Source organism: Luteibacter sp. KNZ12-1A, from assembly GCF_056755675.1.
Map to the genome: position 1 here is coordinate 24,823 of NZ_JBPGXU010000010.1, position 13,794 is coordinate 38,616.

10 protein-coding genes and 1 pseudogene are annotated in these 13,794 nt (G+C 65.4%); 6 read left to right on the forward strand and 5 right to left on the reverse strand.

Annotated features, from left to right (window positions below):
- Positions 1 to 10 precede the first annotated feature (10 nt).
- Positions 11 to 679 (forward strand): PAQR family membrane homeostasis protein TrhA, encoded by a 669-nt coding sequence (trhA, locus tag ACR9ZJ_RS04145; RefSeq protein ID WP_481281443.1) that lies wholly within the window; start codon positions 11 to 13, stop codon positions 677 to 679.
- Between the two features lie 264 nt (positions 680 to 943).
- On the opposite strand, the gene ACR9ZJ_RS04150 is transcribed toward trhA, so the two are convergent.
- The 3 genes from ACR9ZJ_RS04150 to ACR9ZJ_RS04160 form a co-directional block, all read right to left on the reverse strand.
- A complete protein-coding gene (locus tag ACR9ZJ_RS04150) occupies positions 944 to 2,719 on the reverse strand; it encodes a DUF885 domain-containing protein (RefSeq protein ID WP_481281442.1) in 1,776 nt (591 codons plus the stop codon).
- A gap of 72 nt (positions 2,720 to 2,791) precedes the next feature.
- Positions 2,792 to 3,274, reverse strand: a complete 483-nt coding sequence (locus ACR9ZJ_RS04155; protein ID WP_481286964.1) for a DUF456 domain-containing protein — start codon at positions 3,272 to 3,274, stop codon at positions 2,792 to 2,794.
- Positions 3,274 to 4,044: a DUF3298 and DUF4163 domain-containing protein gene (locus tag ACR9ZJ_RS04160; protein WP_481281440.1), complete on the reverse strand. Its 771-nt coding sequence runs from the start codon at positions 4,042 to 4,044 to the stop codon at positions 3,274 to 3,276. The genes ACR9ZJ_RS04155 and ACR9ZJ_RS04160 overlap by 1 nt, the downstream gene beginning before the upstream one ends.
- Positions 4,045 to 4,137: 93 nt before the next feature.
- On the opposite strand from ACR9ZJ_RS04160, the gene ACR9ZJ_RS04165 reads away from it, so the two are divergent.
- Positions 4,138 to 4,788: a protein kinase family protein gene (locus ACR9ZJ_RS04165; RefSeq protein ID WP_481286992.1), complete on the forward strand. Its 651-nt coding sequence runs from the start codon at positions 4,138 to 4,140 to the stop codon at positions 4,786 to 4,788.
- Between the two features lie 15 nt (positions 4,789 to 4,803).
- Here the strand turns inward: ACR9ZJ_RS04165 and ACR9ZJ_RS04170 are convergent, their stop codons facing one another.
- Entirely contained in the window at positions 4,804 to 5,580 is a 777-nt protein-coding gene (locus ACR9ZJ_RS04170) for a ferredoxin--NADP reductase (RefSeq protein WP_426286784.1), read from the reverse strand.
- Positions 5,581 to 5,811: 231 nt separating this feature from the next.
- Between ACR9ZJ_RS04170 and ACR9ZJ_RS04175 the strand changes: the two genes are divergently transcribed.
- Positions 5,812 to 6,204, forward strand: a complete 393-nt coding sequence (locus ACR9ZJ_RS04175) for a hypothetical protein (RefSeq protein WP_481281439.1) — start codon at positions 5,812 to 5,814, stop codon at positions 6,202 to 6,204.
- Between the two features lie 95 nt (positions 6,205 to 6,299).
- Here ACR9ZJ_RS04175 and ACR9ZJ_RS04180 read toward each other — a convergent pair whose 3' ends face one another.
- Positions 6,300 to 9,332 (reverse strand): outer membrane beta-barrel protein, encoded by a 3,033-nt coding sequence (locus tag ACR9ZJ_RS04180; RefSeq protein ID WP_481281438.1) that lies wholly within the window; start codon positions 9,330 to 9,332, stop codon positions 6,300 to 6,302.
- A 490-nt stretch (positions 9,333 to 9,822) separates the two neighbouring features.
- On the opposite strand from ACR9ZJ_RS04180, the pseudogene xth reads away from it, so the two are divergent.
- The 3 genes and pseudogenes from xth to ACR9ZJ_RS04195 all read left to right on the forward strand — a co-directional run.
- Positions 9,823 to 10,647, forward strand: a pseudogene (gene xth / locus ACR9ZJ_RS04185) (exodeoxyribonuclease III); the annotation flags it as partial.
- Between the two features lie 107 nt (positions 10,648 to 10,754).
- Entirely contained in the window at positions 10,755 to 12,923 is a 2,169-nt protein-coding gene (locus tag ACR9ZJ_RS04190; protein ID WP_481286965.1) for an ATP-binding response regulator, read from the forward strand.
- On the forward strand, positions 12,920 to 13,777 hold the full coding sequence (locus ACR9ZJ_RS04195; protein ID WP_481286966.1) for an alpha/beta hydrolase: 858 nt from the start codon (positions 12,920 to 12,922) through the stop codon (positions 13,775 to 13,777). Before ACR9ZJ_RS04190 ends, ACR9ZJ_RS04195 begins: the two co-directional genes overlap by 4 nt.
- Positions 13,778 to 13,794: the final 17 nt, after the last annotated feature.

The window sequence follows — 13,794 nt, forward strand, 5'->3', positions numbered from 1 at the left end:
CGGAACAGCCATGGTTATCGACAGCGCACAGCCCCGCTACCCCTACGCCGAAGAAGTCGCCAGCAGCGTGATCCACGGTATCGGGCTCGTCCTGAGCATCGCGGGCCTCGCCGTACTGGTGGCTTTTTCCGCCATGCATGGCGGCGCGCGCGCGGTGGTGGCGAGTTCGGTATTCGGCACCACCCTCATCCTGCTCTATACCGCCTCGACGCTCTACCACTCGATCCCGGGCGTCATGGCCAAGCGCGTCCTGCGCACGCTCGACCACATCGCGATCTTCCTGCTCATCGCCGGCACCTATACGCCGTTCACCCTGCTGGCGCTGCCGGGCGCGTGGGGATGGAGCCTGTTTGGCACGATCTGGGCGCTGGCGATCATCGGCAGCGCGGCGGAGCTGGGCTTGCTGAAGCGGTATCGGAAGGCCGCGGTGGTGATGTACGTCGCCATGGGTTGGGTGGCGGTGGTGGCGATCGAGCCGTTGCGCGACAACGTGCCGACGGGCGGGCTCCTCTTGCTGTTCGGCGGTGGGCTCGCGTATACCGCCGGCGTCCCGTTCTACATGGCGCGGAAGCTGCCGTATCACCATGCCATCTGGCATTTCTTCGTGCTCGCCGGCAGCGTGCTGCATTACCTGGCGGTGTTGTTCTACGTGATCCCCGGCGCGCCGTCGCAAGGTTGATCCCGACGTATGTGTGGGAGCTGCTTTCTGCGTGAGGGCCACTTCCTTTCTGCTTGAGGGCTACTTCAGGTTTGTGTGGGAGCCGCTTCAGCGGCGATGGGGGCTTGCCCCGTAACCTGGCCCGCTGCCGCGGGATCGCCGATAAGATCGGCTCCCACCAGGCGGACGATGGCTGGCGGGAGCCGATCCTGCCGGCGATAGCCCCGGTGGGAGCCGACCCTGTCGGCGATGCTTTCCGGGCCGGCTCCCACACGGTTCGAAGGCTCAGCTCTTCTTGGCTTTCTTCTCCTGCTCCGGAATGAAGCGCGTGCGCACGGCCTCAGCCAGCAGGTCCGGGGGCAGCAGGCCCTGGGCGATCAGGAAATCGTTGAACGCCTTGCGGTCGAAGCGATCGCCCAGCTTGGTCTGCGTTTCCGCGCGCAGCTGCAGGATGCGCGTGTAGCCATAGAAATACGCGGTGGCCTGGCCTGGCGAGTTGAGCGTGTAGCGATCCAGTTCCTGCCGCGCCATCGGCTCGGACAAGCCCACGTCGTGCACGAGGATCTCGCGTGCCCTGTCGCGGTCGATCATGCCGAGGTTGAGCATCGGGTCGAGGAAGGCGCGGGCCGCACGCAGCAGGCGGAACTGCAACGCGATGAACTGCCCCGCGGGTGGCTCGTACGGCATCATTTCCGCTTCGGCGTATAGCGCCCAGCCTTCCACGTTCACGCTGTTGAAGGCGAACAGGCTGCGGGTCAACGACACGCCTTGCTCGACCATCGCCGCGAATTGCAGTTCGTGCCCGGGACGCCCTTCATGCGCGGTGAGCGTCCATGCCGCGGCTTCGAAGGTGAAGTCGTCGTACATCTGCGTCTTGTCGCCGTCGGCCGGCGGGTTGCCCGTGGTGAGCACGAAGGTGCCGCGTTGACCGGTGTTGCCGACGAAAGGCGGCGGGTCCATATGCGGCGCCGGCGTGCGCGCGTTCTCGGCTTCGGAAGCGAGGCGCATGGCCATCTGGCGCTTCGGCAGTTCGACGATGCGCTGCTGGCGGATGGTCTCTTCGATTTTGCCGATGACGTCGTGATACGTGGGCTCGACCTTGTCCTTCGCGAGCTGCTTCTTCTTCAACGCCTTGAGCACATCGCGGTAATCGCCGTTGGGCAGGCCTTCCGCCTTCGCGACGACGGGCGCGAGCATCTGCAGCGCGTAGGTCGTTTCCATGAACTCCAGCTGGGCGCGGTCGATCAGGTCGTGCGGCGAGATGTCGAGGCCGACCTGTTCGAGGTTGTACGCGTACAGCGGTTCGGGCAGGCGGAAATCCGTGCGCGCATGCGGAAGCACCACCTTCTTCACCCAGGCGTTGTAGTCCTTCAACTGCTGGTCCAGCTTGGCCATCGCCTCGTCGGAGCCGGCGATCTTCTTCTCCGCGAACAGCTTGCGGATGCCGTCGACATAGCGTTGCGTGTTGCCCAGTTTCTGCTCGATGTCAGCCTTCACGGGGCCGAGCAGGGCCTTGTCGCCCAGTTTCTCCGTGGTACGGGCACGCGCTTGGTCGACCAGGGCCGTGCAGCCGGCGGTCATGCCGACGTAGCACTTCAGGCGTCCGAGGGCGGCCTTGTTCTGTTCCGGCGTGCTTTCGGCGTTGAGCAAGGAGAACTCACCGCTGAAGACGATCTGCCCGGCGTCGAACCATGGCAGAAGGTACTTGTCGTTGAGGTCGATGCCCTTGATGTTGCCGTCGATCTGTTTGAGCAGAATCTGAAGATCCTGCTTCACATTGGGGTCCTTCTCCTCGGCGAGGCGCTTGTTCACCTTCGCGCGTACGTCGACCAGCGCGGCGCGCTGGCGCTTGTCGACGTCGGGCCCCAGGTCCATCGTCTTTTCATCGAAACCCTTGAGGCCGATGTCGGTGGCGGATTCGGGACTGAAGCGGGCGGTGACATCGAGCAGCGCCTGCGCGTCGGCGTTGCTGCGGGCGATCCAGGCGGGTTGCGCCGTTTCCGCGTGCAGGCCGCCGATGGCGAAGGTCACGGCAGTGGCGAGGATGAGTCGTCGGAACATGCGTATCTCCCCAGTGAAGTCCGGCGAGACTAGCTTCTGCGGACGGCGCGCGCCAATGTGCCTGATGGCCGATCAGCTGAAGAGCAGTGCGAGCCCGGCCATGCCGATCATGAGGAAGGAGATCACCACCTTGGCGAGGATGCCCACCAGCATGCCGATCCAGGTGCCGATGCCCACGTGGGCCGAGCGGAGGATGCTGGTTCCCGACCATAGCTCGCCGATCACCGCGCCGGCGAAGGGCCCGATCAATAAGCCGGGGATGCCGAAAAACATCCCCACGGTGGTCCCGATGCCCGCGCCCCACAAGGCGCGCGGGCTGGCTCCGATCCGTTTCGCGCCGAGCGACGCCGAGACGAAATCGAGCGCGATGCCGACCGCGCCGACGATGCCGATCGCCACCAGCCAGCCCCAGCCGAGGTGGCGGTACTCGTCCACGGCGGCGGCCAGCCAGATGCCGCCGAAGATCATGGGGATGCCGGGTAGCACGGGCAGGACCGCACCCACCACGCCACCGACGATCAACGCGGCGGCAAGCAGGTAAAGGGCGGCCTCCATCAACGGAACGCCTCTCGGTACTCCGGCTTCAGGTATGCCGAGAACGACTCGCTGGGAACGTCGACCGCCTGGGGGCCCGCGGCGTAGGAAGCCACCTGGTAAGGAGGAAAGATGAAGGTCAGGCCGTGCACCTTGTCGTCCGGCCCGGTGAGCAGGCTGAACACCCGGTAGTGATCCTTGCCCGGCGCGGTGCCTTCATCGATTTGCTCGCTGTCGGAGGCCAACGGCTCGTCCTGGTCGTCCAGCGCCGTGAGCAGTTGCCGGCGCGCTTCCGCCGCGAAGGCATTTTCCGCCGCATGCGGATCGGCGAACAGGTCGTCGATCCCGACCACCCGCTGGTCATCCAGATCGTAGGTGAAACTGTCGACGATCGGCGCGGGATGGGCGCCACCGGTGAAGGCCGAGCCATCGACTTGCACGTTGATGAAACGGTCGGTGCGCGCGGCCACGGCGATGTCCAGGTTCAGGTCCCAAGGCAGTTCCCGCGCGCGGGCCTTGGCACCCGGCGCGTCCAGACTGGCGAGGAAAGACCGCTTTTGCCGCTCCACGTAGCGGTCGATGGCGCCGCGCAACGGTGCCGCTTTTGGCGGCAACTCCGGGAGTTTCAGTTCCATCGTGTACAGGCCCTCCCTTCCGGATTGGGTATCCTTGGCCACGTTCGCCTTTGCGGGCGGTGGCGTATCCCCGTCGTTCGTCCGGTCGGCGCCGTCGCGGCAGGCCACGAGCCCGGCCGTGGCGAAGACCAGCGACAGGATGTGTCGCACCAGCATGTTGCGTCTCTCCCTGCGAGGATCGCATCTTACCGTAGCTCCTCGTTAGCGGAGAGCGCGTCAACGAACCGAAGGACCAGCGTGCATACCGTGATGACGGAGTCCGTCACCCTGCTCAAGGCCGATGAGCTTGGCCGCATCGAACGCGTGGAACGCGACGGCATGCTGCTGATCCGTCGAGACATCGGTGCCGCCCGCTGGTGGGCCCGCTGGTTCGCCCGCCGCGCCGCCGCTCGCGAGGCGCGTGCGTTGACCCGCCTGGACGGCATCGACGGCGTGCCGCGCCTGCTCGCCTGGAACGGCCGCGTGCTGGAACGCAGCTACATGGCCGGACAGCCGATGCAGCTGGGCAAGCCGCTCGACGCGGCCTATTACCGCGATGCGCTGCGCCTGCTCGCCGTGCTGCACCGCCGGGGCATCGTCCATAACGACCTGGCCAAGGAGCCGAACTGGCTCGTCCGCGAGGACGGCTCGCCGGGCCTGGTGGATTTCCAGATCGCCTGGACCCGGGGGCGGCGCGGCCCGCTGTTCCGCTTGCTGGCCCGGGAAGACCTGCGTCACCTGCTCAAGCACAAGCGCACCTATGCGGCGGAACGCCTTTCGGTGCGGCAACACGCGATGCTGGCTCGACCGGCGGCGCATTCCCGGTTGTGGCGAGCTACGGGAAAGCGTCTCTACAAGCTGATCGCGCGACGGATCTTCGGTTACTGGGATAACGAAGGGCAGGGCCGCATTCGCCGTTGAAGCTGCGGCACGCCCTTATTTCTCGACGAACGCCCGCTCGATCACATAGTCGCCCGGCTCGCGCGTGCGCGGCGACGCCTGGAAGCCCTCGCCGTCCAGCAGGACGCAGATATCCTCCAGCATCGACGGGCTGCCACAGAGCATCACGCGATCCTCCGCGGGATTCAGCTGGGGCAGGCCGGTGGCGCGCGCCAGTTCGCCGTCGGCGATGGCGTCCGTGATGCGGCCACGATTGCGGAATTCCTCGCGGGTCACCGTGGGGTAGTAGACGAGCTTCTCGCGCACCAGGTCGCCCAGGTACTCGTGGTTCGGCAGCTCGTTCTCGATATAGGTGGAGTAAGCGAGGTCGTCCACGTGGCGAACGCCATGGGCGAGCACGATCTTATCGAAGCGCTCGTAGGTCTCCGGATCGCGGATGATCGAGAGGAAGGGGGCCAGGCCGGTGCCGGTACCCAGCAGGTAGAGCCGCTTGCCCGGCTTGAGGTCGTTGAGGACCAGGGTACCGGTCGGCTTGCGGCTGACGATGATGGGATCGCCCGGCTTCAGGTGCTGGAGCCTGGACGTGAGTGGGCCGTCCTGCACCTTGATGCTGAAGAACTCCAGGTGCTCCTCGTAATGCGCGCTAGCGATCGAATAGGCGCGCATCAGTGGCCGGCCATCGACTTCCAGCCCGATCATCACGAAATGCCCGCTCTCGAACCGGAAGCCGGGATCGCGGGTGGTACGGAAACTGAAAAGACTGTCATTCCAGTGGTGCACGTCGATGACGTGCTCGGTCGCCAGTGCCACCATGGTTGCTTGAACCTCGAAAAACGAAAGGGACGGGCCATCGCGCCGTGCGCGTAGCCTGGGGATCGGCTGGGGAAGCGGCCCGTGGGCCGCGCTGCCTCGCGCATGGCGTCGCACCCGCGTAGGTGCGCGCCCATGGAGCGTAAGTTTAAATCAAACCGGCAGGGGCCGCCCTGCGGGCGCCTGAACGCGCCCTGGTCTAAGATGCGGGGCCGCCCAGCAGGAGAAAACCCGGTGCCCAAACCCGACTATGCCGCGGGCCAGTCCTGGACCTACCGCACCCGTACCGGCGAGGAGGCGTCGCGCGTGGCGATCCGCCACATCGACCATGAGCCGGAAGACGGCGAGGTTTTCCACGTGTCGATCCTGGACGTGAAGCTGCGCAACCACCGGGTGCCGGGGGGCATGCAGCGGGCCATGAACCACGCCGCCGTGTCCCGGGCCACGCTGGATGCGAGCCTGCTCGCCTTGGCAGGCGAGGCCGACGCGGACGAAAGCTGGCGCGATGGATACGGCGTCTGGCGCCAGGCCTACGACAATGGCGACGCGGGCATCTTCGAGATCCCGGTGAACGAGATACTCGGCTACATCGAGATGGTCGTGGCGGCCTCGGGCGAGGCTCGATAATAAAAAAAGGGCGCCCGGTCTACGGAAAGCGGCAGGGGAGAGTCCGGTTTCCGTAGAGGGGCGCAAGTGTCACACAGGGATCTGGGTTTCTTCGCTTAGAAGTCGTAGGTCACCGCGAGGCGGCCGTAGCGCGGATCCTGGGTGTAGAGCGGTACGCGATAGATCGTGTTGAGCGTGTTCGCCGGACCTTCGCTGGCCGGATAACGGAACGTCGCCCGTTGCTGGTTCAGCACATTGAAGACGTTGGCCGAGAAGGCGAGCTTCTGGCCACCCCAGGATGGACGATAGGTCACGCCGAGATCGAGCTGGAATGTCCAGGGCAGGCGGCCGTGGCTACCCGGGGGCGAAGGCTGTCCATTGCACCAGCGGTACGAACTGCCGTAAGACACCGGATCGGTGTGGTTCGGGCCGTAGTAGCCGGTACAGACTTCGGGGGCTCCGGAAATGGCCTGCAGGTTGCCCGACAGCTGCCATTCCGGCAGGAACTGCCAGTAACCGTACGCCTTGACGACGTGCGTGTGGTCGTTGCCCTGTGGGCCGTTCGAATACTCCATGACGTACTTGTTGTCCCAGTCGACGCTGCCGGCTGCGCCGCTCTGGCGGGTGTCGGTGCGTGCCTGGCCCTCGGTATTGCCGTAGCTGCGCGAGAACACGTAGTCGAGCTTGCCGTACCACACACCGTCGAAGCTGTGCTCGATGAATGTTTCGAGGCTGTAGTAGCGACGCTTCAGTGCGGGGAAACCAATTTCCTTGCGGCTGAGCGGTACTTCGAACGCGTTGCCGTTCGGGTCGAGCAGCGTGAAGGTGTTGGACGCGCCGCCATTGACCAGGTAGCAACTGTTGGTCGAGCCGACGGTGTATCCAAGTGCCTCCGCCTTGTCGGTCACGAGCGCGACGTCGCAGAAGTCGTCGATGGCGCTGCGCAGGATGCGCTGGGTGGCCTTGGCACCGTACACCCAGTGATCGCCGAAGGACTTGTCGAAGCCGAGGATGAATTCATCCTGGTGCTCTGCCTTCAGGTTCTTGCCGGCGACGGTACGCGGGTCGGGCGGTATGCCATACGAATTGTTTGCCGATACAGGGGCGCTGATCTGGGTGAGTCCCGTGGGCGCGCCAGTCGAATCGATGCCCGAGTACGTGTAGTACTGCTGGGTGGAGGTATACCCGGCAGCCGCGCCCGTGGCAGGGTTGAGTGGCAGGCCCAGGTAATAGCGGCCGGCATTGGCGAATACCTTGAACGAACCGTCGCCGTTGACGTCCCACGACGCGCCCAGGCGTGGCGCCCACTGCGGCTTGGTCTGCGTGATGAATTCCTGGCCGAACTGGTTGTAATCGGTGAACTGGTCGTTGCGCAGGCCGATGGAGAGCAGCCATGTATCGCTTATCTGCCATTTGTCCTCGATGTACTGCGCTTTCTGGTCCGACCGGACATTGACCAGGTTGTCCACGACGTTACGGCTGACGTAATAGCCTTCCGCGCCGTTCGCGAAGCCGGCGGTACCGGGAACGAAGTTGATGCCGGGCGCATCCGAGATCGGCTGCGTCGGATCGTCCTGCTGTCCGTAGTTCCAGGTGTAGCCGGGGCCGGGGCTGTGCGTGCCGAATTCCACGGCCTTCGACTTCACGTTGTCGATACCCACGGAAATCGTGTGATCGCCCAGCGTGTAGGCGACGTCGAAGCGGAAATTGGTAGCCTTGTTGCCCCGGCCTGGCGCGCTGATATCGTCGACCTGGTTGTTGCGAATCGCGGAGCCGCCGTTGAGCGCCGGATTCTGGTTCTGCGAACTGTCGACACGCACCAGGGTGGGATCATAGTTGCCCGGCTGGTCGTAGTTCTTCGTGTTCATCTTGCCGTACATGGCGCTCACCGTCAGGTTGTCGGTGATGTAGCTCGTGTACTTGGCCACCCACAGGTCGCCACCGGTCTTGGTGTCGTCCACCGGGCCGATGGTGCTGGTGCGGTTGAGGTTGACATAGTCGTAGTTGTAACGCGTGCCCGAACCTTCGCGCTTGTCGCCCGCGCTGGTCAGCTCGAGGATGTTGCTGTCGTTGATGTTCCAGTCGAGCTTGGCGTACCAGCGAGGCGACTTATAGTCGTTGGTGGACGAAGGCGTGTTGCTGCCGACGGAGTTGACGTTACGTTGGCCCTGTTTCTCGAACTCGCCTGCCACGAAGAAGAACAGCTTGTCCTTGATCAGCGGACCTCCGGCGTATGCACTGACCGTGGTGGTCCAGCGATCGTTCTGGCTCTTCGGCTGGTAAAGATTTCCCGCTGGGGCCGATGAAGGTACGCGTGCATAGTGCAGGTCGTCGTTGCTGGCACGCGCCCAGGCGGGCTCCCAGAGAAGCTGCGCACCGAAGTGCCACTCGTTGGTGCCGCGTTTGCCGACCTGGCTGATCACGCCGCCATCGGAGCGGCCATACTGTGCGCTATAACCGCCGGTGTACACCTCTTGCTGGTCGATCGCCCCGTAGGGGAGTTGCAGGCCGCCGACGGCGTTGAGCGGGTCGGTGGTGTTGAAACCGTTGATGTAATACGCGTTCTCGTTGGCTGCGGCACCGCCGAAGCTGGCGACGGAGCGGCCGGTATCGCTGGTGAATCCGCCACCATTGTTGACCACGCCGGGCGCAAGCCTGGCGATTGCTTCGGCCGTGCGGGCTAGCGGCAGCTTTGCAAGTTGCTCCGAGGTGATGACGGTGCGCGAGTCCACCGAAGTGACGTCGATGTTGGGTAATGCGGTACCGGTGACGGTCACGCCCTGGAGACTGGTGGCATCGCTGGCGCTGCCTGCCGTCGCCGGAGGCGCGTTGAAGGAAACGTCCGTGCTGGCGCCGACACGCAGGGCCACGTCTTTCCGGGTATCGACGGTGGTGCCGTCGCGAACGAGGCTCACGGTGTAGGTACCCAGGGGCAACTGTGCGATGGAATAGCGGCCACGCTCGTCCACTGGCACTTCGCGGCGGAAGCCGGTGCCACTTTCGATCACGATGGTTTCATTGCCACCCGCCGGGACGGAGCCGTTGATGGCGCCGGTGGTGGACTGCGCGTAAACGCTCGAAACGCCACCCAGGCAGGTACATACCGCCAGTGCGAGTGCGCTCCTGCGAGAGAGAAACTGCTTCTTCATGCCTTCCCCGAAAAGTGATGCCCCAGAAAAAGACGGCAACACGGGACCGCGGCGCCGGGCCCCCGCCCGGCGCTGAGATATGGAGCCTCGAAGACCCCTCCCGCGCTCCATCGCTGTGCTCCCCATTTGCCTCGATCCAAATGGGTCAAGCCGACGGTTTACAGCACGCCGGCTGCGTTGTCCAGCGGCCGAAAGACACGCCGGGATAGCCGTCCAGCCGTCCAAACGCGATGTGGCGGCGCAGCAGAAAACGAAGTAACTATGGGGATTTGTGGAGTTTTATGCGTTCGAAGGAGCTTGCCGGAAACGTGCCTATGCGGTGTCGGCGGGCGCCGTAAAAATTTACGCGGGGACCCCTCGGGGAGTCCCTTCCTGTACAGGCTGAGGGCCACGGGTTTGGATCGAGGCAAATCTCGTGCCAAGTTTTTGCGGTCGTCCGTCCGGCCGGCCATCACCCGTCATCCACCCGGCCTGACCGACATTCCGGCGAATGAAGATCGCGACCTACAACGTCAACGGCATTCGCTCCCGGCTCCCCCACTTGATCGAATGGCTCAAGAGGGAATCGCCCGATATCGCCTGCCTGCAGGAATTGAAGGCGGTGGACACGGGATTTCCCATCGAGGCGATCAACGATGCGGAGTACGGAGCGCTCTGGGCCGGCCAGGCCTCATGGAATGGGGTGGCGGTCCTGGCGAAGGGAGTGGACCCGGTGGAAAGCCGCCGGGGCCTGCCGGGCGATGAAAAGGACACGCAGAGCCGTTACCTCGAGGCGGCGGCGCACGGTGTCCTGGTCGGCTGCCTCTATCTCCCTAACGGGAATCCGTGGCCAGGCCCGAAGTTCGAGTACAAGCTGGCGTGGTTCGAGCGTTTCATCCGCCATGCCAAGGGGCTGCTAGGCAGCGGACAACCCGTGGTGCTGGCGGGCGACTACAACGTCGTGCCCACCGACGAGGACATCTACGATCCGAAGGGCTGGCGCCGGGACGCCCTGTTACAGCCGGAAAGCCGTGAGGCCTATGCGCGGTTGCTGGCACAGGGCTGGACGGATGCCCTGCGCGCTATCCACCCGGACGAACGCATCTACACGTTCTGGGATTATTTTCGCCAGCACTGGCCACGCGACAGGGGGCTGCGCATCGACCATCTGCTGCTGTCGCCGGACCTGGCCAAGCGGCTCAAGGACGCCAATGTCGACCGCTGGGTTCGCGATCTGCCGAAGGCCAGCGATCACGCCCCGGTGTGGGTCGAACTGGGGAAACCGGTCCGGAAGCGCGCAGCGGCGAAGAAGGCAGCGGCCGCCCGAAAGCCCGCGTAGTGCGGCTGGAAACGTTTTCACGAAAGTGAATCCCACGCCGCACTTGCCAGCGGCGACAGAGTTCATAGACTAGGCGGCTATTGGGGGAGGTGGACCAATCGAGCATGAAGATCGATGGCGGTAGCGGCAAGCGCGCCGAACCGGTGATGCTCAGTGAGGTCGCCGAGCGGTTGCATAACCCGCGTATCGATCGCATCGTGGCGAGCTTTCGTGAGTACCACGTCTCGCTGATGCGCACGGTGGTGCTCGGCTTCGTCGTCATCTGGTCCGCCGCATGGCTCCAGGGCCCCGCTCCCATGGCGGTCGAGGCCCATCGTGTGGTCCCCGTCGCGGCCGCCCTGTTCGTGCTCAGTACCTTCTGGATGCTCGGCGTCCGGGCGGGCTCGCTGCGCCAGAACGTGGCGATCGACGCCGTCGGCGGTGTCGCCAACTTCGCCATGGTCGCCGTCCTGCTCAAGTCGGCGTTCATGTTGCTCATCACGCTGACCCCGGTGTTGCCCTTCCTCTCCGTGGCCTTGGGCGTGCGTTACAGCCGCTGGGCCTTCGTCGCCAGCGTCGCCGCGTCGGTGGCCATCCTGGCCGCGGTGGCGCCGGACGGCTTCTGGATCGCCCGTCCGGCCTATGCGTTATATGCCCTGGCGCTGGTGATCGTGCTCCCGATGACGCTCTACCGCATGATGGACGCACTGCGCGAGGTGTCGGCGGAAGCCATCGCCTCGCGCGAGGCACAGCACCGCTTCATCTCGATGATGAGCCACGAGATGCGCACGCCGCTGGGTACGGTGATACATGCCGCCTCGTTGCTCGACACCTCGGCCATGAACGACGACCAGCGCCGCCTGGTGGCCCTGCTTTCCACCAATGCCAATGCCTTGCTGCACCGGGTGAACGCCGTGCTGGATGTCGCGTCCTTCGCCGGTGGCAGCTTCAACCTTCGTCACCAGGCCTTCGCCTTCGACGAGGTGTTGGCCACGGTGGGCGCCGTTTGCCGTCCTTATGCCGCCGAGAAACGGATCGCCTTCAGCCTGTCGCGGGACGCCTCGGTCGAGGGCGTGTTCGCGGGCGATCCGGGGCGCATCGAGCAGGTGCTGTCCAACCTTGCCTCCAATGCACTGAAGTTCACGCCGCCGGGAGGCTCGGTCGACGTGCGCGTGGAACTGCTGGAAAGCATGGCGGGTCGCGATCCGACCATCGTCTGCACCGTGACCGATACCGGCATCGGCATCGCCGACAGCGACAAGCAGCGGATCTTCGATCCCTTCCACCAATTGAGCGCAGGCGAAAGCCGGCGCCAGGAGGGGGTCGGACTGGGCCTCTACATCGTGCGCAACGTCTCGGAGCAAATGCAGGGCAGCCTCGACGTGGGCGACAACCCCATGGGTGGCTCGGTCTTCAGCTGGCGCTTCACCTTGCCTCGCGCGGCCGCCGGGGCCCGCAGCGTCGCCGACACGCCACTGACGGACTTGCTCGACGATCACAAGGCGCGGGTCACGCCGCTGCGCTGCCTGGTGGTGGACGACAATGCCGCCAATCGCGAGATCGTGGGGCGTATCCTGGAACGTGCCGGTCACCTGCCCGTGTTCAGTGCCAGCGGCGACGAAGCCCTGTCGCGCCTGGCCAACAAGGGCATCGACCTGATCTTCATGGACCTGCACATGCCCGGCAGTTCCGGCTGGGACGTGCTTGGCCGCATCGAAGTCGCCCGGCGCACAGGCAGCGTGCCGCCCATCGTGATGCTCAGCGCGGATTCCAGCCACGACGCCGTGCGCATCGCCTTCAGGGCGGGCGCGCGCGCCTACCTGACGAAACCGATCGCGGCGCAACGCCTTCTCGATGTGATCGAAGCCGTCGCGGAGGAGCGCGAACTCGAACATGCCGTGCGGCATTGGCAACCGGTGATCGACTCGCCAACGGAAGGGCGGGGTCACACCGGGAGCCCCCTGGATGAGATGCGCGCGCTCAGCAGCCAGGACGAGTTCGCCAACTTCGTCGATCTCTGCGCCCATACCACCGGACATCACCTGGATGCGCTTTCCGCCGCGATCGCCTCGCACGATATCGCCGCGGCGTCCGAGGCGGTGCATGCCTTGCGCAACGTGTTGGGTAACCTGGGTGTACCCGGCGCCAGCCGCGTGTGCGACGACATCGCCGTGATCGTCGACGCCGGCGGCGACATGCGTGCGGCCGTCGCCGAGGTCGACGCGCTGGGCCGGTCGGTACGGCGCTTCGTGGAAATCCAGCGACAGCAGGCGCGCGTGGCGGCCGACGCGTGACGATCCTCGATGAGCTGGCCAGCGACATCGATCAAAGGGAACGCCATATAGCGGGTATCAAGCCCGACAACGAAGCACGCATCGTGTTTGGTGCCGGCGTGCCGCACGAGCGCCAGCCGCTCTCGGTCGTATACCTGCACGGTTTCACCGCCAGCCAGGCGGAGGGTGCGCCGGCGCATCGTGCGATCGCCCGGGCCTGTGCGGCCCACCTCTTCCTCAATCGCTTCACGGGACACGGCACGGACGAACCCGGCGCCATGGCTGGTGCTTCGCCGGAACGCTGGCGCGAGGACGCCGATGCGGCGTTGGCGATCGGCCTGCGTCTGGGCGAGAAGATCGTGCTCGTCTGCACATCGATGGGTGCGTCGCTCGCCCTCGACCTGGCGGTGCGCCGCCCCGACGCCGTCGCGGCCGTGGTGGCGTGGTCGCCGGGTATCCGCGTGCACGATCCCGAGCAGTTGCGCGCGGCGCTCTTGCTGCAAGGCGCCGTGGTGCCACCGGGGGAGAGGTCGCCGTTCCAGCGACGCTACTGGTCGTCGGTGGTCCATTCCGATGGCTATCGCGCCATCGCGCGGCTCTTCATCGAGTGGATGCGACCGGAGCGGCTGGGTTCCATCGTTTGTCCGGTGTTCTTCGGCATATGGGACGGCGGCGAAGGCGACCGGGATACGCTCACGTCGGTGGCGGCGATGCGCGAGGCGTTCGCGTGGCTGGGGACCGCGCCATCGCGACGCAGGCTGGTGGCCTACGATCATGCCGCGCACGTGCTCGCCTCACCGGAGCGTTCCCCCGCGGCCGCACGGGTACTCGCCGATTCGCTGGCCTTCCTGCACGACGTGGGCCTCGCGCGCTGACGGGTCGCGGACGCGCT

Bases quoted from the DNA above. Each gene is read 5' to 3' on its own strand.
- ACR9ZJ_RS04165 (WP_481286992.1), top strand. From the start codon at position 4,138: ATGACGGAGTCCGTCACCCTGCTCAAGGCCGATGAGCTTGGCCGCATC.
- ACR9ZJ_RS04155 (WP_481286964.1), bottom strand. From the start codon at position 3,274: ATGGAGGCCGCCCTTTACCTGCTTGCCGCCGCGTTGATCGTCGGTGGC.
- ACR9ZJ_RS04150 (WP_481281442.1), bottom strand. From the start codon at position 2,719: ATGTTCCGACGACTCATCCTCGCCACTGCCGTGACCTTCGCCATCGGC.
- ACR9ZJ_RS04160 (WP_481281440.1), bottom strand. From the start codon at position 4,044: ATGCTGGTGCGACACATCCTGTCGCTGGTCTTCGCCACGGCCGGGCTC.
- ACR9ZJ_RS04190 (WP_481286965.1), top strand. From the start codon at position 10,755: ATGAAGATCGATGGCGGTAGCGGCAAGCGCGCCGAACCGGTGATGCTC.
- ACR9ZJ_RS04180 (WP_481281438.1), bottom strand. From the start codon at position 9,332: ATGAAGAAGCAGTTTCTCTCTCGCAGGAGCGCACTCGCACTGGCGGTA.
- ACR9ZJ_RS04170 (WP_426286784.1), bottom strand. From the start codon at position 5,580: ATGGTGGCACTGGCGACCGAGCACGTCATCGACGTGCACCACTGGAAT.
- trhA (WP_481281443.1), top strand. From the start codon at position 11: ATGGTTATCGACAGCGCACAGCCCCGCTACCCCTACGCCGAAGAAGTC.